17 protein-coding genes are annotated in these 20,926 nt (G+C 35.2%); 7 read left to right on the top strand and 10 right to left on the bottom strand.

Annotation, left to right across the window (positions count from 1 at the left end):
- Window positions 1–158 precede the first annotated feature (158 nt).
- The 4 genes from CXF67_RS04900 to CXF67_RS18105 all read left to right on the top strand — a co-directional run bounded on the left by CXF67_RS04900 (window position 159) and on the right by CXF67_RS18105 (window position 2,704).
- On the top strand, window positions 159–350 hold the full coding sequence (locus tag CXF67_RS04900; protein WP_257984599.1) for a hypothetical protein: 192 nt from the start codon (window positions 159–161) through the stop codon (window positions 348–350).
- 194 nt (window positions 351–544) lie between these two features.
- Window positions 545–1,162, top strand: coding sequence for a Crp/Fnr family transcriptional regulator (locus tag CXF67_RS17790; protein ID WP_145990386.1), 618 nt, complete (start codon window positions 545–547; stop codon window positions 1,160–1,162).
- Between the two features lie 212 nt (window positions 1,163–1,374).
- Window positions 1,375–2,220, top strand: coding sequence for an ROK family protein (locus tag CXF67_RS04915; RefSeq protein WP_180957899.1), 846 nt, complete (start codon window positions 1,375–1,377; stop codon window positions 2,218–2,220).
- Between the two features lie 241 nt (window positions 2,221–2,461).
- Window positions 2,462–2,704 carry a hypothetical protein gene (locus CXF67_RS18105; RefSeq protein WP_180957900.1) on the top strand — a complete coding sequence of 81 codons (243 nt, stop codon included), beginning with the start codon at window positions 2,462–2,464 and terminating at the stop codon, window positions 2,702–2,704.
- Window positions 2,705–2,733: 29 nt separating this feature from the next.
- Here CXF67_RS18105 and CXF67_RS19045 read toward each other — a convergent pair whose 3' ends face one another.
- The gene (locus CXF67_RS19045; protein WP_308302171.1) at window positions 2,734–2,982 is read right to left on the bottom strand and encodes a hypothetical protein; all 249 of its coding nucleotides are present in this window, start codon (window positions 2,980–2,982) and stop codon (window positions 2,734–2,736) included.
- A gap of 441 nt (window positions 2,983–3,423) precedes the next feature.
- On the opposite strand from CXF67_RS19045, the gene CXF67_RS04930 reads away from it, so the two are divergent.
- Window positions 3,424–4,326, top strand: a complete 903-nt coding sequence (locus tag CXF67_RS04930) for a YitT family protein (RefSeq protein WP_102087737.1) — start codon at window positions 3,424–3,426, stop codon at window positions 4,324–4,326.
- 276 nt (window positions 4,327–4,602) lie between these two features.
- Here CXF67_RS04930 and CXF67_RS04935 read toward each other — a convergent pair whose 3' ends face one another.
- The 9 genes from CXF67_RS04935 to CXF67_RS04975 form a co-directional block, all read right to left on the bottom strand.
- Entirely contained in the window at window positions 4,603–6,069 is a 1,467-nt protein-coding gene (locus tag CXF67_RS04935; RefSeq protein ID WP_102087725.1) for an SLC13 family permease, read from the bottom strand.
- A 124-nt stretch (window positions 6,070–6,193) separates the two neighbouring features.
- Entirely contained in the window at window positions 6,194–7,339 is a 1,146-nt protein-coding gene (locus CXF67_RS04940) for a T9SS type A sorting domain-containing protein (protein WP_102087726.1), read from the bottom strand.
- Window positions 7,339–8,613 (bottom strand): hypothetical protein, encoded by a 1,275-nt coding sequence (locus tag CXF67_RS04945; RefSeq protein WP_102087727.1) that lies wholly within the window; start codon window positions 8,611–8,613, stop codon window positions 7,339–7,341. Before CXF67_RS04945 ends, CXF67_RS04940 begins: the two co-directional genes overlap by 1 nt.
- Window positions 8,614–8,634: 21 nt before the next feature.
- Complete coding sequence (locus CXF67_RS04950; protein WP_102087728.1) at window positions 8,635–10,164, bottom strand: M14 family metallopeptidase; 1,530 nt, start codon at window positions 10,162–10,164, stop codon at window positions 8,635–8,637.
- Window position 10,165: 1 nt separating this feature from the next.
- Window positions 10,166–11,548, bottom strand: a complete 1,383-nt coding sequence (locus tag CXF67_RS04955) for a porin (protein ID WP_102087738.1) — start codon at window positions 11,546–11,548, stop codon at window positions 10,166–10,168.
- Between the two features lie 16 nt (window positions 11,549–11,564).
- Window positions 11,565–12,713 (bottom strand): beta-aspartyl-peptidase, encoded by a 1,149-nt coding sequence (gene iadA, locus CXF67_RS04960; RefSeq protein WP_102087729.1) that lies wholly within the window; start codon window positions 12,711–12,713, stop codon window positions 11,565–11,567.
- 4 nt (window positions 12,714–12,717) lie between these two features.
- Window positions 12,718–14,079, bottom strand: a complete 1,362-nt coding sequence (gene dcuC, locus CXF67_RS04965; protein ID WP_102087730.1) for a C4-dicarboxylate transporter DcuC — start codon at window positions 14,077–14,079, stop codon at window positions 12,718–12,720.
- A gap of 14 nt (window positions 14,080–14,093) precedes the next feature.
- Window positions 14,094–15,098 carry a lamin tail domain-containing protein gene (locus CXF67_RS04970; protein WP_102087731.1) on the bottom strand — a complete coding sequence of 335 codons (1,005 nt, stop codon included), beginning with the start codon at window positions 15,096–15,098 and terminating at the stop codon, window positions 14,094–14,096.
- A gap of 140 nt (window positions 15,099–15,238) precedes the next feature.
- Entirely contained in the window at window positions 15,239–16,966 is a 1,728-nt protein-coding gene (locus CXF67_RS04975) for a T9SS type A sorting domain-containing protein (protein WP_102087732.1), read from the bottom strand.
- Window positions 16,967–17,052: 86 nt separating this feature from the next.
- Between CXF67_RS04975 and pdxR the strand changes: the two genes are divergently transcribed.
- Together pdxR and CXF67_RS04985 are read left to right on the top strand one after the other, a co-directional pair.
- The gene (gene pdxR / locus CXF67_RS04980; protein WP_102087733.1) at window positions 17,053–18,555 is read left to right on the top strand and encodes a MocR-like pyridoxine biosynthesis transcription factor PdxR; all 1,503 of its coding nucleotides are present in this window, start codon (window positions 17,053–17,055) and stop codon (window positions 18,553–18,555) included.
- A gap of 577 nt (window positions 18,556–19,132) precedes the next feature.
- The gene (locus CXF67_RS04985; protein ID WP_102087734.1) at window positions 19,133–20,800 is read left to right on the top strand and encodes a formate--tetrahydrofolate ligase; all 1,668 of its coding nucleotides are present in this window, start codon (window positions 19,133–19,135) and stop codon (window positions 20,798–20,800) included.
- The last annotated feature ends 126 nt before the right edge of the window (window positions 20,801–20,926 follow it).

A 20,926-nucleotide genomic window follows, 5' to 3' on the forward strand; every position in this document is an offset into this window, starting at 1 on the left:
TCTATTCCTCTTGCAAAAATGCCATGAAATGGATCCTTAAAAGATGATTTTTGTCAGTTGACGATTATCTTTTTTAGGAATAGATTAATATACTGCTGAAAAGAAATGACTATATTATATTAAAAAAAATGAAAATCACTGGTATAACATGTTTAGGTATGACCACATTCCTCTTATTAACTGTGGTTATTTTTGCAATGATGAACTTGTCTTTTGGATGGATTTTTTATGCAACCTGTCTAGGGCAGATAGCTTTAATTTATAGTGTCTACAGAGTTCTGAGAAAGGATTACGCTTCAGATAAGACCTTTAGTGACCTTTATGAAGATAGACCTGATTTAGGTGAATAATACCCATTATGCTTTACAACTATATTTAGACCAAAGGAGGGAGCATGAACATTCACGCTGCGTAAATTGTATCATCAGACAGATTCATAGTTTTAAAGTTCTCAAAAAAAAGGAGTTGAAACAAATGTCTGATCATAAAGAAACAAGGAAAGTGAAAAAAAGAGATATTCTTTTTAAAGAGGGCGAACGGTTGAATGGCAGTTTATGATGTCCGCAATGGGATCTCAAAACTTTCCAAGCTAAGTGGTAAGGGTAAAGATCAAATAGTCAAAGTAGCAGGTAAAGACGAAGTCCTTGGTCAACGCTCTTTAATTACTTCAGAGCACACCAACTTATCGGCTACAGCTTTATCGGATATGGATTTATATTATATTCCTAAACACCACATCCAAGGAAGTCTTATGCAGAAACCAGTATTTACAAATGCTGCACTGAAGCAAATAGCCACCGAACTTAAAACTGCAGACCATAGCATTGTCAATATGGCTCAAAAAAATATGCGTCAACGTTTACCTGAGGATTTACTCTATTTAGATGATAATTTTGGAACCGACGACGAAGACTTTTTATACCTTCAATTTTCCAATTTTTGGGGGATGTTAACTGTGGGTTATTTATTAGACCTTCTTCTTCTAAAATTTATAGACAGCCATAAAGTTTTGATTATGGCAATAGTTTCCTCCATTATATGCCTGATACTAGCTTTGACTGGCACAAGCACTATTGCTTTAATTGCCTTTCCTCTCTTTGGATTATTCATATTGGTCATGTGGTCTATCATATTCTCACTTGCTTTAAATTCAGTTAAATAAAATCATGGAGCGTTATTTGGAATTTTATGCACTGGAATTGACAGTGGAACGATTTTTCCTTTCATAGTTGGGTAGATTGGAGAGATATTGACATCAAGGGCAGGCTTATTTTTTTTAATTCTACCATTAACTTTCGTTCTATCTATTGGGTTTTGGTCTAAACCAATAATTAATAATAAAACGATAAAGCTGAAAAAACAAAAAAATGTAATATGATGGAATTAGTGGGTGTTGATATTGGAGGTTCAAATTTAAAAGCAGGGAAAATTGTAAATGGGAAGATTGAAAAAAAATCAATGAAATCTGTTTCAAAAAATGCAACTTATAATCAGGTCTTAAATGATTTGTTTGCTTGCATAGATGAGGTTATAACTCCGAATACAAAAAGAATTGGGATAGGTGTTCCTTCAATTGTGGATATTTCAAAAGGAATAGCCTATGATGTTCAAAATATACCAGCATGGAAGTTAGTCCCCTTGAAGGAATTAATTGAAGAACGTTATGGAATACTGGTTTATTTAAATAATGATGCTAATTGTTTTGCTTTAGGAGAAAAAATTTATGGTAAAGGACTCCCCTATAAAAATTTTGTTGGCCTTTCTCTCGGGACAGGGATAGGAATGGGTATTATTATAAATGACTCTTTATATAGTGGCGTTTTATGCGGAGCGGGGGAAATTGGAATGGTCTCTTATAAAGAGAGTATAATAGAGAACTATGCGAGCAGCTTTTTCTTTATTCGAAAGTATGGTTTGCACCCAATAGAAGTTTTTGAACGCGCAGAAAAAGGTGAAGCCAAATCAATAATTGCTTTTCAAGATTTTGGTTTTCATTTGGCCGAGGCAATTAAGACAATCCTGTATCTCTATGCACCAGAAGCTATATTAATTGGAGGCTCAATAAGTAAAGCTTACAAATATTTTCAGGAGTCCTTACAAACAAATTTAAAATCTTTCCCTTACAAAAAACAAATAGAAAATTTAAAAATTGAAGTCTCAACAAATCAGGGATCACCTATTCTAGGTGCGGCGGCTTTATGTCTTCAAGAAAAAAATTAGCAGTAATAAAAAAAATATTTTTATTACTGCTCGTCTAGATATTTATAGGTGTGGGCAGGGCTCAGGTGCGAAAAAAAATATCAATAAATATTGGAGGTGTGCCCATTACTATGGGAATTCTTTTTCCTGAAGATGCGTTAAAATGTATTAATAATGTTAGATTATTTAATTCTCAAGGGAAGAAGATTCCGGTCCAAACAACAGAGGTTACTACTTTGCTGCCTTCAAGCCCAAATATGAAATGGGCTTGGATTATTTTTTTTTAGAAGAATCTTCAAGTGATACACTTGAATTCGGTCCTGATGTTTCACACAAATTATTCCCTGAGCGTATTGTTTCAGAGAATAACATGAGACTTCAAGGAGGCATTTCGGTCAACACAGATCCTTTGCACTTTACCATTGATAAAAAAGAGAGCGGCTTTCTGGATCAGGAGCATCTGCCTTTTTCCCTCATTGATCTGGATTTTAGACAACTCAGATAAGTTTTGCTTCAATTCTGAAATGCGTTGGTTTAAAAGGTCTTTTTGCTTAAATTTTGACTTGATATAAGTGTTTCTAAAGTCTTTAAAATCTCAAGATTATTCTTAAGCTCCTTAAAAATCTTGTTTTTATTTTCAGTTAGCCTTGTTAACTCATATCTCGAGATCAACTCCCCTATCTCTTGGTTTGTCTCTTTGTTTTGCCTCGCATAATAGATCGAGTCCACGAAAGCTATCGCTAGTTCTTTAGTATGGAAGGCTTCCGACATTTCAAAAATCAAACCTGTAGCTACAAGTCTATCTTCATAAATAGTAACAACCGAATCCTTAACTCAAATAAAAATATTTCTATCGATTAAATTTGTTAAAACGATAATAACAAAAACCATTAAAATACCTAGAACCCCTTTCAGTATATTATAAAAACCCATAGAAAATCTTATATTAATAACAAATTAGTCTCTATTCCACCTTATCGATACACCTCTAAACCTCTTATAGAAAACTTTAGTTAGGATCTCATAAATGAAAAACAGCAAAGCATGAAAAAGAGGTTGGAGTGAGACGAACTGATCTAATGATTTAAAATCTTTTCCCTATGAACTTAAAAATAAAATGATTTATCCAGTTTTATTGATCAAAAAAGATCGAAGCGATACTGGATAATGTTATTTTTAGATGCGATTCAGATATTCAAACTGAAGAGCAAAAACATAAATACTATGAAGAGAATTTTATCAGAGATTTTTCAAATTGCAATAGGTATTTTCCTTGCTAGTATAGGCCTTAAAATGTTTTTACTTCCCAATGGGTTTCTAGATGGTGGTGCAACGGGTATTGCAATTTTACTGAGTGAACTTTTCGATATTGATATTTCCTTTTTCCTCATACTTGTCAGTATTCCATTCCTCACTTTAGCATGGTTTAGCTTGTCTAGGCGAATTTTTATAAAATCATTAATTTCAATCCTTTTATTAGCGGTAATCATCCATTTTGAAAACTTTGCTTCGGTCACAGAAGATAAACTTCTCATCGCAATTTTCGGCGGCCTTTTCTTAGGGGCTGGGATTGGATTATCTATTAGAAATGGCGCTGTCTTAGACGGTTCAGAAATATTGGGAATAGTCGTAAATGAACATTTGGGAATTAGCATAGGAAGGGTCATCCTCTTTTTTAATGTGATTTTATTTGGATCTACTGCCTTGTTACTTTCTCTTGAAATAGCGATGTACTCCATATTGACTTTTATTGTTACCGCTAAGGTGATTGATGTTATGATTGAAGGTTTTGAAGATTACGTTGGCTTAATGATTGTTTCTGAAAATACAACTTCAATTAACGAAGAGCTTATCAGGGTTGTAGGAACAGGAACCACTTTATATAGAGGATCGGAAGGTTTTGGAAAAAGAGGTCTTCAAGCTAAAAATGATATCATCCATACAGTCATCAATAGAATTGATATCAGAAGAACATATAATTTAATTGACTCTATAGATAAGAACGCCTTTATTATTGAATTCGATGTTAACCATATCAAAGGGGGTATTTATACAAAAGTTCTTTCTAAAGAAGGTCTGAAAAAGTTATCACCAACAAAAAATCAAGGTAATACCAAATTAAATTAATACTCTCGTACGAATACATTGAATCATACTTGGACCCAGCTCAACACAGGTTTTTAGATTTATTGAATTAAAAAATAATAGGCATAGCCTTAGTTACGGTAATTATTTTTGATAAAAAGCAGGTGAAAAAAGTCTGTGCCGAATTTGTTTCTGTAAAACGATTTATTGCGACATTATAAATTTAATTTGGTGCGAATCATCTTAACAACCATAAAAATAGACATCAAGACCCCAATTAAAAAACTGCTTTACTGCTTATTTTTTTTATGCCTGCCTCTATTTTAAAACTTCAGGAAAACTCAAACTGTCCAAACCAAAAACGACCGGCATATAATAGTATACCGCCAGTGTGATCACAATAATAGAGATGATATTCATCAGGAAGCCTTTCTTAACCATGTCCGAAACTTTAAGGTAGTTGGACCCAAACACAATAGCGTTTGGAGGGGTGGCCACTGGCAACATAAAAGCACAGGAGGCGGATAAGGTTACTGCAAACATCACTAAAAAGGGATGCATGTCGAAGCTAAGTGCTACAGGAGAAAGAATTGGAAGCAACATGGCTGTAGTCGCCAAATTGGAAGTCACTTCTGTAAGGAAATTAACCAAGGTCGCTACCAAGAGCATAAAAACAATCAGGCTTAAGCCTTCAAATAACGTAATTTGAGTAGCGATCCAATTTGCTAGGCCTGTTTCTGTAAAGCCTTTGGCCAAAGCCATACCTCCACCGAAAAGGATGATAATTCCCCACGGTATTTTTACAGCCTCTTTCCACGTTAATAGTTTCTTTCCGCTTTCTCTGGAAGGAATTAAAAATAGTAACATTGCTGCACATATTGCTATTATGGTATCATCAAGACCTGGAATTAGCTTTTCCAATAGCCCTCTGAATATCCAACCCAAAGCAGCAAAAAGAAAAACCAGTCCAACGACTTTTTCTTCGTATGAAAACTCCCCCAATTTAGAAATCATGTTTTTTATTTGGTTTTTGCCAACGGTAAATTTGGTGTGTTTTAACTTAAATGCTACTAGCGTTAAATATTTCCAACATATAAAAAGTAAAATCAAGGACACTGGTAAGGCAAAAATCATCCATTCAAAAAAGCTAATTTTAATGGCATAGGTGTTTTCTAAAACTCCAGCCAAGACCAAATTAGGCGGTGTTCCAATAAGCGTAGCAAGCCCACCAATCGATGCACTATAAGCGATAGAGAGCATCAACGCCTTTGAAAAATTAGATGTCGATTTATCTTCACTTTGGTTTTGCTCTTCGATTTGGTTAGCTATAGCAATAGCGATAGGAAGCATCATCACGGTAGTAGCAGTATTTGAAATCCACATCGATAAAAATGCGGTGGATAACATAAACCCTAAAATTAAATAAGAAGCTTTCGAGCCAATTGCATTTATGATGTGAAGTGCGATTCTGCGGTGTAAATTCCATCGCTCTATAGCTGCTGCTAAAATAAAACCCCCTAAGTACAAAAACACAAATTTATGTCCATACTGAGCCGTGGTTTCAGAAATGGTAAGTATATCAAAAATAGGAAATAATATAATTGGCAAAAGTGCAGTCACCGCAATAGGAACAACTTCAAAAACCCACCAAATTGCCATCCAAACAGTAATACCCAATAGCATAAAAGCAACCGGATTTAAACCTTCTGGTGGTTCGATACATTGAAATAGTACAAAGGCTAAAGGGCCTAAGAGTTTAAAGATATATGGTTTTGATTTTTGCAAATTCTAAAGGTTTAATCAACGTATTTTTGAGGTACAATTAAAAACAGCCTTGGTTTTCAAAGCTTTATCATTTTGAGAGCTTAGTAAGCTTCTATTGATCATACTATTAAAATAAAGCATTATTTTATTTTTTCAATAACTTTATATAATTCTCATTTGTTTTAAGGATGTACAACCCTGAATTCAAATCTGATAAATTAATTTTTTGTGATTTTTCAAAGGTGCTAAATTCGAAGGTTTTTACAAACTGACCATGACTAGTGTAGAGCTTCACTTTTTTGAGTCTTACACTTGAATTATCAAAAAAAACGTGGTTTGATGTAGGATTGGGATAGAGATTAAAGTCTGTTTTTGATTCATATTCAGAGGAATATAAAGTTCTCATCAAAATATAAGGCAGGGCAGCGTTTGCCATTTGCTGGGCATCATGTCCTATTCCAGACTCCTCGTGCTTTTCCCAATTAAAAGCTGTATTTAGCCCTTGTGCGGTTGATTGACTCGTGCTAAAAAAATATTGACCCCTCTCTAAACGATGAATCCCTTGTTGATTATCCACAACACTATTACGCCGTAATCCTGGAGAATTAGGGTCGGTATCGTTCTGACCTAGATGTACGATAAGCTTTTTTGAAAATGCAGTTATTAAATTGCTATTGGGCAACTGTCCGTTTAATATACCGTAAGGAAAAGACACTGTGTTTTCAGGCACCGTATACCAACCAGCGTTTGAACAAACCGCAACATCTAGTTTACTACTTGGCATATACATAATAAAGCGATGTAGAAACTGTGCGCCTCCTGAATGTCCCCATGCATTATAAACTTCTTGTGTGCCAGATATATCTGATTTTATATTCTCAAAAATGGGGTCTAAAACAGAAAACGTCCATTCGTCAGGATTGTTATAAGTTGATAGACTTGGATTATCACCATCATCAAAAATATTAGCCATGAGGTAACCGTCGCCCAAACCAGGATAATTGGAGCTTGAAAATTCTGGTGCAAACACCATAAAACCATTTGCATTGGCCATCGTTATCCAATAATCTCTATAGTCACTTCCATTTCTACTACTTCCATGAAAGGACATTACAATAGGCATCGTGCTAATATCGCCATTGGGGATATGATAATGAACTTCTACAGGTTGATTACTCAAGGGACCTGTAGGTGTGAATGTAAATGAACCTGTGCTATTCTGACTTAAATTTTGCCCAACAAGTTGAGCCGTCGATATCAAAACTACACTTATGAATGCTATAAATTTCACTATAATGTTATGTGTAAAATGAGTTCAATTTGATGTATAGTTTCGCCCATGGAGGGTTCAATCCTAGAGTACGAGGCTTGAACTTTTAGTGCATTTTTATAAAAATACTTAGACAGTCCAAAAGTTGTTTCGTTCATATCAGATAATACGGAACCTAGATAATTTTCAAACTCTGCTGTAGCGGTTCCATATCTGACATCGAAGCTATACCCATTTTTTGTAATATATCCCAATTGAAAATTATAGCTATTTCCTAAGGCTAGAAATTCACTAATTTGTTGAGGTGCAAGAATTTGTGTTGCAGCGTCGTCAATAAATACTTTGTCTATACCCTCTGCTGAGGTATTGGCATATTCTGCTAAAAATGAAAAGCCTTTATACTTCATAAGTACATCTGTATAAAGTTGACTATAATCTGGAAGGCTGTTAGTCCCATTTTCGTCAAATAAGAAAAAATCGCCATGGCTTTCGCCAGCAGCACCACTTGCCCCATTGTTTTGACTACCAGCGACACCAACAACAAATTTAAAAGTGTCTTCTCTTTCAAGATCCACATTAGTTAATTCATTTCCATCTTTAAAAAAACCAAGTGGGTAAAAGTCTAATCTACCTCCAATCTTCACTCCTCCAATGTCAGAATCCCTAGAGTCCTCACCAAAAGAATTTCTTCCATCGCCAGAAGTTAAGGCAGCCATGGGAGCAATTCCCATTGTATTTCCCAACTTAAATTTTGACTCTACAAAAACACCAAACTCACGACCCGTTTGCGAAAGGCTCTGGCTTAACATACTTCTACTCACAAATTGTAACCTATCTTCTCTGTAAGTCATTTCTCTGTTATTGACAAAAGTTTGTTTTTGTCCAAAGCTTATTTTTACCTGTTCTATGGGTTCATATGCTATCCATGCATCCATTAAAGGGTTGGTTAAGCTAAAATCCAACTGGACAAAAAAGGACACTTTTTCTTTTAAGGCTGCACCACCAAATTGTAAAAACGTACGTTTGGATTTATATTGATTTACATCTTCCAAACCCTCTACTCTTTCGTTAAAATAGCCAGGTTGTAAAAACCCAGTAATGTTAAATTGGTAAGCCTCTTCATTAAAAGAAAAGTTCAAACCGTTTCCTAAGCTATACGACGCTTTGTTTCTTTCAGTTTCAGTTTCCGAACCTGTTTCTTCTTCTTCAATTTCTTCTTGTGCATAACCTGAGCTAGCACTACCTATACAGCATACAAGAATAAAAAATTGAATTGTGTTTATTAATCGTTTCATATCGATTTCGTTTTATTGCGCTTAGTTAAGTAATCTATAAATGGGTAAAGTTTCGCCTTTGTTTGTTTTTAAAATACCAAAACTCACAAAGCTATTTGGGGCTTCTGGTTCTAAAACCTCTGCTGTGATATTTGCACGCCGTTGGTTCATCATTACAATTGCAGTCCCTTTATTAAAAGTTTTTTCTTCTTTTTTTAAATTTACTTCAACCGTTTGTAGTTTCATTTTCTCATACCGAATTGGTTTTCTGTAGAGGGAAGCCACTTCATAGGTTTCTACCGCATAGGTTTTATCTTCTTCTAGAAATTCAATTTTAACCCCTAAGGTTTGTAGTTTTTGAATGATTTCAGTTTGATTTGCCTCAATGATATAGGCTTTTGGCCGAACTCGTGTAAGTTTTGCTTTAGCTTTCCAGGCATCACGCACAGTCATTTCAAATTGGACATATTCATTCGTATTGATATCAATAAATTGAACTGAGTCTTTATATATTCCTCTATTATATTCTAAAACGACATTATTAGTTTGAGCTGTTGCAATTTCAATTTCATCTTTTACCAGATTCATGTGTTCTGAAGCTGTTTTTAAATAGGATATGGCAATGAGGAAACTAGAATGTATTCTCCGCTTAAAGGACGTTTTACCCAAACCAACCCCTCTTATTTCTATTAATGAAGATATGGTGTTGGTCAAGGCATAATTAGATGCACTGGATCTTGAGCTAATTGATCCTTGATTAATATGAATATCGCCTTCTACTTTTCGAGTAGATATGTAGGGTTGATGGGTATATCCATATTCATCTAATACTCGCCTTGCGTTTTCTACGAATAATTCGTCGGTTAACGTTCTTAAGTTTTGTGGGACATTCAGGTTTCCACTGAACAGAAACATAGCATCGTACATATTGGTCAGTCCAAAGTCTCCCAGTCTGGCATAGTCTCTTCGGTAAGGTCTATATTCATGAAAATCTACACCTACATCTGGATTAAAGTTAGAAAATGCCTGTTTTAATACCACACTTTCTGGCGCCATGAGTTTGGTTTGGTCTCTGTTTAAATCTAGACCGTTAGCCGCATATCTATCGTTTTTAAGGTAACCATCGATATTGGCCATAGGAATAACTGCAAGTTCAATATTTTCTAAAATATCAATATAGGAGGCATCATTAAGCAAGCGGTCTAGTAAATACAGCATAGATTCTGTGCTTGCAGGTTCATTACCGTGTAAGCCGCCTTGCATCCAGACTTTTATTTTTTCTTCGCCATTGGGAACAACTAACTTTATTAAGGGAATTTGTCTCTTTTTTTGACTTTCTCCTATATAGGATAAGGATACTATATCTGAGTGCTCATTAACTAATTTATCTAGAAATGCAATCAGCTCTTTATAATTGGTAAATCCTCTTTTCTTTTGAAGCGCAGGCGTTGTGTTTAAAACTTCTTCACGGTCTGGAAAGAACTTATTGGTAATTTTTTTAGTCTGGGGACTAAATTGAGCATGGATGGTAAAGCTCATTATTAAAAATAATATGATAACTAGTTTTTTCATCTTAAAAGGCTAGGGTTAAAATTAGTCTCAACAGTCTTTCGTCTCCAGGTAGAGGATCTCCTTGGTTATCACTGATGCCGAATTCTCCTGCGTTTATCCAAGTGTAGGAAGCTTGAATTTTTGCACCGTAACTTCGGTTTAAATATTTACTTATACCAACAGTGTAGTAATCTGTTCTATTAAAAAATGTAGCATTATTTAAAAACGAATATTCATCTGCATTGATATGCGTATACCTGGCATCTAGAGAAAAGCCATTTTTAAAGAGATATCCTCCTTGAATATTATAGGCTTCCCCTAGCATCATTTGTCGTCGCACATATTCATCTGGAGTAAAATCCCTAAAATCTTCTGAGGTTGGATTTACACGACCTCTAAAACGATCGGTTAATACCGTATTGTCGTCTCCAAAAATGTCATTCCTTAAGTTAATATCATCAGCAATATCGGAGGCAAAACTTTTATGGTATTCACCAATCACAGAAAACCCTTTGTATTTAAACAAAAAATCTACCCCTACTTTAGAATAATCGGGAAGTCTTTCCTCTCCATCATCCAATGCTCCATTGGCATTTATATCGTTAAGGTAAAGTATCCTACCGCTGTTTCTTCCTCTTCTACTCGTAATGCCATCGTTGTAATTTGCCGTCACTCCAAAAACCAATTTAGGGGTTTGTTCTCTTACCACATCAGCTTGTCTAAACTGTCCAAAATTGGTAAATAATCCGAAGGGTAAGAAATCTAAACGTGCGCCATATTTCAAACCCCCATTATCATTATTAAATACATTCGCCCCATCTCCGTTGGTTATGGTTACATAAGGTTTTAAATAAGTACCTCGACCGGTTTTAAAAGTACCTTTTGCAAATAATCCAAATTCTCTAATACTGGCAAAAGCAGACGTTAATCTACTCCGTTCTGGCAGTTGGAGCGCATTAGAATTCATAAATAATTCTCTGTTATCTGTGTAAGTGGCACGCTGACCAAATATAAGCTCTACTCTTCTTGCCACTTTATAGGAGACATAAGCGTCTAATAGATAGTTTCTTAAATCGCTGACGTCGCCTTCTCTTTGCGCTTCGTCTTGTCCTGCTAAATCAACTTGCAATCTATACCCAAATCGTTCGTTCGCAGATTGACCAGACAGCCTTAATCGCAAACGTCTCATTCTAAACCTAGTTTCGTTGGCTAGGTCTGAGTCTTCGTAAATTTCTGTTTCCGAAGAAGGCTGAATATAGCCTTGCAGTTTTATGGTGCTACCGTTAGGATTGGTGAAATTAAAACCCTCTCCAAAATCATAACTGCTCAATTTTGTATTTTGTGCATAGAGATGAGATAGACTTGCACTAACCAATACGACAAAAATAATTGTGGAAATTTTCATATTTATGTGTTTCATACTATAGTTCAAAATTTCCTTTAACTATAATTTTTTTATTTTTCATCATCTGTTGTCCTTTTGCAAACACATCAGTAAGAGTTAAGTCCTCATCAAAAAAACAGAAGTCGGCATCATTTCCAACTTTTATGCTTCCTTTGTGCTTAAGCCCTAAGTTTTCAGCAGGATTACTCGTGACTAGTTGAAAGGCCTTTTCAATTGATAACTTACCTTCTTTTATCAATAGTAAGGTTTCAGATAAATTTTTATCTATTGGTGCTTTTCTTACGCCAATGGCCTTACCCTCTTCATCAAATTTTGTTAAGCCTGCATGGCCATCTGTACTAAAGGTCATTTTGCTAATATCTACACCTTGTTCTAATGCATATAAAACCGATTTGTAAGGTGCAGTATATTGAGATGCCGCTGTTGTTATATCTATCATGCCACCAAGTTTGGCAAATTCTATTGCTTGGTCAAAAAGCTCTTTTGAACGGCCAACATGCGTTGGAGAAATATGTTTAATAGGAAAGTGAAAGTCATTAACCAATTCAAACAATAGGTCCATTTTGCTGGGTAAGTTTCCTAAATGAATATGTAGTATCCCTTTTTTACCTCCAACCATGCCACCTACCATGATATCTCTGAGTTTTCTTACCAAATCTGTAGCCGATGGATAAGAAGATCGAATATCACTAATGGCTATTTTTACACCCAATACTTTATCAATAAAAAGCATATCACCTTGAATACTCTCTGTTATGGTTACGGTGTCCATACCATAATAACCGCTAAACATGTATGCTGAAATGCCTTCTTGATTTAAGCCTTTTACTTTTGCATATAAAGTTCTGATGTTTCTTGCCGTTCCATCTGTTCCCAAAAGACTACAAACCGTTGTTGTACCACAGGCGATGAGTTCGCTAAGTTTTACTTCTGGTGTCATAGACCCAAAGCCCTCTTTACCGCCAGCACCAATAACGTGTATGTGTTGATCAATTAATCCTGGGGTTACTATTTTGCCTTCAGCATCAATAATCTTTACGTATATATTTTCAAATTCGCTGAGGTTATCTTCAATAGCTATGATTTTATCGTTTGCTATCAAAATATCTTTTTTACCCATTTTTGATGGGGCGTATAATTGTGTATTTTTAAGTAAAGTTAGCATTGTTCTAGATAAAATGATAGGTTAACATGATGATTAAAGCCACTCCTAAAGGAATGATATTTCGTTTCACTATAGATATGGCAGATACCTGAGCAATTTCCGCCGTTGCAATAATGACACCAGCAACAGGAGAAACAGTTCGTCCCATTGAAGCTGAAAATTGCATAGGTAAAATTATAGAGCTAGATTCAATCCCCAAGGCTTTTGAGATTTTTGGGACTAAAGGGCCAAAAGCAAAAAATGAAGCATTTCCACTACCCATAAGCATAGAGGCTAAAAATATCATCACAGACATAACAACACCTATCCCAATTGCTCCAAAACCTGCATTTTGAGCAAAAACTAACAAGCCCTCTATAAGACCTAAACTTATCAATCCTTTTGCGAAAATATCAGCTGTTATAATTAAGGTAACTACAGTCTTAAAAATGTTACCCATTCCACTCCAAAATATTTTTAGCGTGTCAAAAACCTCTTTGATATTTCTTCTTCTAATCGCTTCGAATATCAAGGCTATAAAAAGACTAATAAACATGGCTGTGGTGGTATCTAATGTGATGGGAGAAGAAAATAAGTTGAATAGCTTTGAAAAAACAATGAGCAGAATTATAGGTAAAATGGGGATAAGCGCATATATTACAGGAACGTCTGATTTTTTATCTCTTTCGGTTTCTACCCCCTTTTCTATTTCGATTTTTTTGTCAAAATGTTTATTTACAAAATAATAAGTTACCATCATTGAAATGCTCAACGGCCATACTAAAGGAATTTGATAGTCTACTAAATAATCTATAATTGGTATTTCGCATAATGCTGAGGCACTTACAGTTATGGCAGATGCTGGTCCCATGCCAAAGGCGGTTGTTGCTGTAATTACAGACACTGCCGATAATCTGCTTACTCCTAAATTGACCAATATTGGAAATAATGATGCCATGAGCAATAAACTTAAACCCGCTGCAGATGGGATAGAAACAAATAAGATTTGACCTATAGGTATAACCATAGAAGCAGCTATGTAAGGTTTTTTCTTAAAAAGCTTTAGTGGTTTCATAGCAACATGAACTAAGGCTTTAGAAGCGCCAATTTTATCAATATAAGCAACAAAACCACCAATGGCCATGATCATGAGACCTACGCCAGCATTGGTTTTACTAAAAGATTCTTTGATATATCTAAAAAAATCAAAGCCAATAAAACCAGTTTCATCTTTTAATACAGGCAATTTGTAATTAAGAAAATAAGAGATACATAGCATTAGCAATCCAGAAACCAATAAGACGGCATGTGGATTTTGTTTTTTTAATAGCAATCGGGCTACAATTACTATAAAAACAAGCGCTATGATTACTCCTAAGTATTTCATTTATTTTTATATGGTTAGAAAGAACTCCCGTCTAGTTTTGTACCTGGAGAAAACAAAGCCCCATTTGCAGCATCTAGTCCTGCGTGTTGTTCAAATTCTCCTGTGAGGTCTGGATTACGTGTATAAGACTCATTTGGATTATTGGATAAAGGCTCAACATCAAAGGTTAATACTGGATCTCCACTTGGGTCTGCTAAAGTCATAACATCCCCAGAGTTACTCATATTTAATTGACCTTCTGAGGCGGTTTGAACAATTGCTCCACCAAAAGCACCTGTTGGTGTGCCTCCACCAAAAACGACTAAGACAGCATTTACTGGTAAAATAGTTCCTTGAGGAAAAGTATGCCTAATTTGATCTGCGTCTGATAGGGTATAGCCTGAAAGATCTAAAGCTGAACCAGAATTAAAGAATTCTATAAATTCATCATCAAGAGGACTTCTTGTGCCATCTCCATTAGCATCTCCTGGTGCATCTGAGGCAGGATCGTAATTAACTTCATTTATTAAAAAACCTAAAAAGGGACAGCCGTTGTTTTCGATTTCGCCAGCTACATCGACACATTCATCGTCAGAATCCAAAACACCATCATTATCGGTATCTGTATCATCATCCAAAATTTGTATCTCTAAGCTAGAACCTGATAAAACTAGAAATCCTGCACCACTCTCTAAGGAGATGATTAGGTTTTCCACACCTTCTATGTCTTGGTCTTGAAGCCCATTGAGGGAAATATTTCCAGAAGTTTGTCCGTTGCTAATAGTGATTTCTGCTGCAGAAACAGAGAAATCAACACCCTCAGTTGCAGAACCGCTAATTAGCAGAGGTACAGTTACAGTTTCACTACTTGTTGAATTTAAGGTTGCAGTTATTTGAATACTACCCTCATTTTCGCTTAGGTTGGTATCACTGGCTATCAATTCTAAAGCAGGTAAAATATCATCTGTAGTACAGGAGTACTGTAAAAGGCTTAGCAAAAAAATCCCAACAATACCTTTTAAAGTCTTGCTTTTACTCATGAGTCATGAAATTATAAAGTTAACACTGTATTGCGTTTAAAAACAAATTTAAATATTGGTTGTGCACATTTTAAGTCACAGATTAATTATCACTTCATAAAAAAGGCTGACATTTAAAGCAGCAGCCTTTGAAAGAATCATTAGTTGATTATCAATTTGTTTGTTGCAGTGCGATTTGAAATCGTAACCTTTAACAAGTAAAGGCCACTTCCTATACTGGAAACATCCAATATGCTTGTGTTCAATTTTGTAGACATGACCAGTCTACCGGTGAGGTCATATAGCTCGATAGTCTTGGTGCCCTCAGTTTTAGAATTGATATTCACAAATCCGTTTTTTACAGGGTTTGGATAGAATGTAATATCAAATTTCAAGCGGTTATCTTGAATTGATAAAGTTGTACCATCTACTTGCAATCCTGGCGAATAAACTAAATTTATATTTGCATCCGTATGAAGTACATAATCACCTGTTATATCTGGGCTTCTAGTAATAGATTGATTATCACCAAAATTTAAACTTAAGTCATCAGAATCAAAATCGATTACCGTTAAGCCTAAAGTATTTTTGACTATGATATCATCTCCACTATTTGTTAAATTCAGATCACCTGAGGAGGCTGTTTGAACGATAGCCGTTCCAAAATTTCCAGTTGGTGTTCCACCTCCAAAAACAACATAAGTGCTATTAGCTGAAATTATTGTGTTTGCGGGCACCACGTGTCTTGGTGTATCAGAAGATAAAGCGTTGGAGTCAAATATAGTATATCCACTGATGTTTAAATCTTCACTTGAATTATTAAAAAATTCCATAAATTCATCTTCTGAAGCATCTCTTGTTCCATCGTTATTGGCATCCCCTTCTACTTCTGTTGTTTGATCATCGTCACTAGGAGGATCAAAAAGGACTTCATTCAAAACCAATGGTACACAACCGGGACTGTTGATATCATCCGATAGATCACATATACCCCCATCTGCTAAATCACTCAGCGAAACGGTAATATCTGTACCTTCTGGAATATTGGTAATTAGTATAGTACCTGTTTCGGTGTTTGAAGGATCATCGCCACCAACTGTCCCAGCAGTTGAGTTTACCACAAAAATATTATCGTTATTTCCACCTATAAAATCTAGTGTAGCAGTATAAGTATCGTCAGTATCTCCATTTGAAAATGTTGCACAAGTTACAGATGTACCTCCTAATGCTAGTGTGCATACATCACCCACAGGGGTCCAACCAGAACCTGAACCTAAAGGGAAAGTACTTCCTAATGTTCCAAAATAGGTTTCTAAATTAGGACTTGCCCCATTTTCTTGACAAGCTGTATGGTCATCTAAATCGTTTTCTGCAGTAATAGACCACTGCGCAGGATCCCAAGTTCCAGTATCTGGAATACCATCTAATCTTGTAGCTACAGCATCATTGTGGTTCCAGTTAGATTCAGTGTCATCATCAGCGTCTGTTTCAGTTTTACCAAACTGACTAACTACTGTTCCGTTTAAAACCAATTGGTAGCCATCATCACCACTTGTTGAAGTTCCAACTTCTATTGTGGTGCTAGCATCAAAGATTGTTGAAGGGAATTCAGCTTGCATTAGTGGAATATCTCTGACAATATAAACGAAAGCATCTGTTTGAACTCCAAAACCAGAGATGTCAATCTGATTATCCTGCCAAGCATCTCCATTTTGCATATAATTTAAAACTATATCATCATTTTCAAAATCTACAGTACCGTCTACATAAAGCTCTACTGTTTTAACAAAAGGATTTGAACAGCCTGTCTCAATGATCTTTGTTATAGTTACATTTTGCGAGAATGCACTTATACAAAATAAACAAAATAAAAGGTAAATATTTTTCATATATATAAATTTTTATAAATAAAGTTTTTGATACTGTAAATTAGGAAGTTTTTTCTTTATATTTTACATACCAATTCAAAATAATAATGCATACCAGTTCCGATTTCATTTTAAACCTTATAAAAAAGGAATTAAGCTTAACAGAGGATGAACTCGGTCTTGCTAAATATCTGAAAATCAAAATCTTCATCAAAGGAAAAATTGAAGATCAAAGTATTCCTAGAGAAAGCAAGCTGCCTTCTACGAGAAAACTTTCTGAAATGTTGGGCGTTTCAAGAAGTACAACGGTGAAGGCCTTTGAGCTTTTACTGATAGAAGGTAGCATAGACTCTAAACCAGGGTCTGGTTATTGGGTTAAAAAAATTGACGTGTCATATGCCAAAACAGAAAGAATAAGTCAACTCTCTACTTATCCTGAAATTTCTAAACGTGGTAAACTCTTTTCAAAAAACGCAGGTCTAATTCATTCCACAGATGAAAAATTTGTAGCCTTTAGGCCAGGTTTACCTCCCTTGGATGTGTTCCCTATTAACCAATGGAAGAAAATTTCTGATGAATATTGGAGACGGGTAAAATTTTCATCTCTATCTTTTTCTGATTCCTCAGGTATAGAGATTCTAAAAAAGAATGTTGCAAATTATTTAAATCTTGTTCGCGGTATTAAATGTGATTATCAACAAATTATCATAGTATCGGGTTCATTACAATCTTTATATTTAATTGGGAATGCTTTATTGAATCCAAAAGATACTATTGTGATGGAAAACCCAACATTTCCCAATGTGCAATCTATTTTTAAAAGTTTAGGAACTAAAATTAATGAGCTTCCTTTAGATAACCAAGGCATTAAAATTAAAGATTATAAATCAAAAGGTAATACCTCCCCAAAACTTATTCACCTTACACCTTCAAATCATTATCCCACAGGCGTTAGGATGAGTATGCAGAGAAAGCTTGAAATCTTGGAATGGGCAAATAGTCATAAAGCAGTTATCATCGAAAATGACTACGATCATGAGATCAGTAATTGGAAAGATAGACAAGAAGCCATTTTTAGTTTAGATCGAGAAAACCGAACCGTGTTTTTAGGTACGTTTAATAGATTGTTACATCAATCTGTTCGTTTAGGTTATATGGTTGTCCCTTATTATTTATTGGATGTTATTAAGGCCTTACAAAAACACTCACATAGATTCGTTTCGCCTTCAAGTCAATTTATCATGAGCCAGTTTATTGAAAAAAATTACATTTATAACCATATCAAAAATGTTATCAACATAGCAGAAAAACGCCGCTCTATATTTATTGATAATTTCAAAAAGTATATGCCATCTTCAGCAAAAATAATATATTCAGAAGCTCGAAGTTTACATCTTTTAGCAGAAATTCCAGACCACTTGTCTGATAGGATTATAAAAGAAAACTTAAGCCTCTTAAATATTAATGTCCACCACTTCAGTAATTGTTTTATAAATAATGATAAACAAGGTCTTATTTTCGGGTACTCTTGTGTAAAACGTCCAGTGATAGAAAAAGCAATTCGTGAGCTTTCACACACTTATAAATCCTATGAAAAATCTAATCCCTAACACAAGTTGAAAATTACAGAACAACTTGTGAGGTATTTAATGATGAACAGACCTTTTATTTTGCTCTAATTTTTCCTGCTCTTTACAGATTGTAATGACAATGAAGTTGACCTTCCATCAATTCAGAAGAGCTTTTATGTTCTGGATCTTTCAATTTTACTAATACCAAATTAAATCTATAATATCGCACAAATTTAATTTGGTATTACTTGGTATAAGTAGACTTTTAGTTGCAAAAAAAATTAAAAACCCTGAAGTCAAAAATTGTTCATTTTGAACTTCAATGGTTATTGGGATTCCTTATCTTTTATTTAAATTGAATCCAAAAAAGGACGAAACTAGTAAATAAAAGAAAAACGACACCACAATAAATTAGGGTGGTATAATAAATGAAAAGGCGTTATCTATGCTATACATTCCCTAAATAAAGTCTTATATCTTTTTTTATTATTCAGTTTTATATCGGTTCTGTTTGCAAAACACTACATTGTTTTTCTAGAGTTTCAATACCCCTATTTTACAATTACACAGTGATAAATAATTAAGCATACACATCCCAAATTTCAGAAAAAAGCAAATGACTGATATAGATATTGCACAAAAAGTTAAAGCGAATCACATTAAAAAGATAGCTGAAAAATTAGACATCAAAGAAGCCCATTTAGAATATTATGGGAATGAAAAGGCTAAACTGCCCTTGGACTTGATAGATGAGGAGAAAGTTGATCATAGTAATCTTATCTTGGTTACGGCCATCACGCCTACCCCAGCAGGAGAGGGGAAAACAACGACTTCCATTGGCCTAAACGATGGATTGAACCATATTGGCAAAAAGTCAGTTGTGGTCTTAAGAGAGCCAAGCCTTGGGCCTGTTTTTGGTATGAAAGGTGGAGCTACAGGGGGAGGCTGGAGTCAGGTTATTCCTATGGTAGACATCAACTTACACTTTACAGGTGATTTTCATGCCATTGCTATGGCTAATAATTTACTTGCAGCACTCATTGATAACAATATACAAAACAGAAGTAAAAACTTAGGCATAGACCCTCGCACTGTCATATGGAAACGCTGTATGGATATGAACGATCGCTCTCTTCGAAACATCGTTTCGTCCCTAGGGGGTAAAGCAGGTGGAATTCCTAGTGAGACAGGGTTTAACATTACAGCAGCTTCAGAAATTATGGCTATTCTATGTTTGTGCAAAAACTTAGAAAACTTACAAGAGATGTGCTGTAACATCTATATTGGGGATACTTTTGAAGGTAAGGCAGTATATGCTAAAGACTTGAATGCTTCTGGAGCTATGGCTGTTTTATTAAAAGATGCCATCAAACCTAATCTGGTTCAGACACTTGAAGGAAATCCAGCGATTATACATGGAGGACCTTTTGCTAATATTGCTCAAGGAACCAACTCTATTATCGCTACAAAAATGGGCATGAGCCTAGGAGATTATGTAGTTACTGAAGCTGGATTTGCAGCCGATTTAGGTGCTGAAAAGTTCTTGAATATAAAATGCAGAAAAGCCAATTTATCGCCCAAGGCTGTAGTAATCGTGGCAACAATAAGAGCACTCAAGTATCATGGAGGACTGCCACTGGACCGCTTAACGGAAGAAGATCTAGAGGCCTTAGAAAAAGGAATCCCAAACTTGGAGAGGCATATAGAAAGCATTCAAAGCTTTGGGTTACCCATAGTTGTTTCTATAAACGCCTTTAAAAGTGATACCGAAGCTGAAAAAAACCTCATTTATGTGTATTGCAAAAAAATAGGAGTCCCCGTAGCTTTAAGCTATGGCTGGGCTGAAGGAGGGAAAGGCTGTATCGAATTAGCTGAAAAAGTAGTAGCTGCTGCTCAAACTTGTGAATCTAAGTTTATTCCTACTTATGAACTGGAAGATTCCTCCTTAACTAAAATAGAAAAAATTTGCAAAGGTATATATGGAGCTAATAATGTGGTGCTTACTGACAAAGCAAAAAAGCAATTGAACAAATTCGAGGGCTTAGGCTATGGTAAGCTACCCATTTGTATGGCTAAAACCCAAAAAAGCTTGAGCGATAACGAAAAGTTACTAGGCCGTCCTAGAAATTTTGACATACACATCCGTGAGTTTGAAATAGCTGCAGGAGCTGGATTTATTATTCCAATTGCTGGTAACATACTAAGGATGCCTGGTTTGCCTTTGACCCCTTCATCTGAAAAGATTAAAATAGATGGAGAGGGAACAATCTCAGGGTTGTTTTGAAAAAAAGAAAGATCTGATTTAAAAATCAGATAAAACTCTTGGTCAGGGACCATACCAAATTAAACCTATAATGTCGCAATAAATCGTTTCTTTTTCGCCTGCTTTTTATCAAAAATAATTACCATA

The organism is Psychroflexus sp. MES1-P1E (assembly GCF_002836055.1).
Classification (GTDB): domain Bacteria; phylum Bacteroidota; class Bacteroidia; order Flavobacteriales; family Flavobacteriaceae; genus Psychroflexus.

Excerpts from the sequence above, each read along its gene's own strand:
- CXF67_RS04900 (WP_257984599.1), top strand. The coding sequence starts at position 159 with ATGACCACATTCCTCTTATTAACTGTGGTTATTTTTGCAATGATGAAC.
- CXF67_RS17790 (WP_145990386.1), top strand. The coding sequence starts at position 545 with ATGGCAGTTTATGATGTCCGCAATGGGATCTCAAAACTTTCCAAGCTA.
- CXF67_RS04915 (WP_180957899.1), top strand. The coding sequence starts at position 1,375 with ATGATGGAATTAGTGGGTGTTGATATTGGAGGTTCAAATTTAAAAGCA.
- CXF67_RS18105 (WP_180957900.1), top strand. The coding sequence starts at position 2,462 with ATGGGCTTGGATTATTTTTTTTTAGAAGAATCTTCAAGTGATACACTT.
- CXF67_RS04930 (WP_102087737.1), top strand. The coding sequence starts at position 3,424 with ATGAAGAGAATTTTATCAGAGATTTTTCAAATTGCAATAGGTATTTTC.
- CXF67_RS04945 (WP_102087727.1), bottom strand. The coding sequence starts at position 8,613 with ATGAAACGATTAATAAACACAATTCAATTTTTTATTCTTGTATGCTGT.
- CXF67_RS04950 (WP_102087728.1), bottom strand. The coding sequence starts at position 10,164 with ATGAAAAAACTAGTTATCATATTATTTTTAATAATGAGCTTTACCATC.
- CXF67_RS04955 (WP_102087738.1), bottom strand. The coding sequence starts at position 11,548 with ATGAAAATTTCCACAATTATTTTTGTCGTATTGGTTAGTGCAAGTCTA.
- iadA (WP_102087729.1), bottom strand. The coding sequence starts at position 12,713 with ATGCTAACTTTACTTAAAAATACACAATTATACGCCCCATCAAAAATG.
- dcuC (WP_102087730.1), bottom strand. The coding sequence starts at position 14,079 with ATGAAATACTTAGGAGTAATCATAGCGCTTGTTTTTATAGTAATTGTA.
- CXF67_RS04970 (WP_102087731.1), bottom strand. The coding sequence starts at position 15,098 with ATGAGTAAAAGCAAGACTTTAAAAGGTATTGTTGGGATTTTTTTGCTA.
- CXF67_RS04975 (WP_102087732.1), bottom strand. The coding sequence starts at position 16,966 with ATGAAAAATATTTACCTTTTATTTTGTTTATTTTGTATAAGTGCATTC.
- pdxR (WP_102087733.1), top strand. The coding sequence starts at position 17,053 with ATGCATACCAGTTCCGATTTCATTTTAAACCTTATAAAAAAGGAATTA.
- CXF67_RS04985 (WP_102087734.1), top strand. The coding sequence starts at position 19,133 with ATGACTGATATAGATATTGCACAAAAAGTTAAAGCGAATCACATTAAA.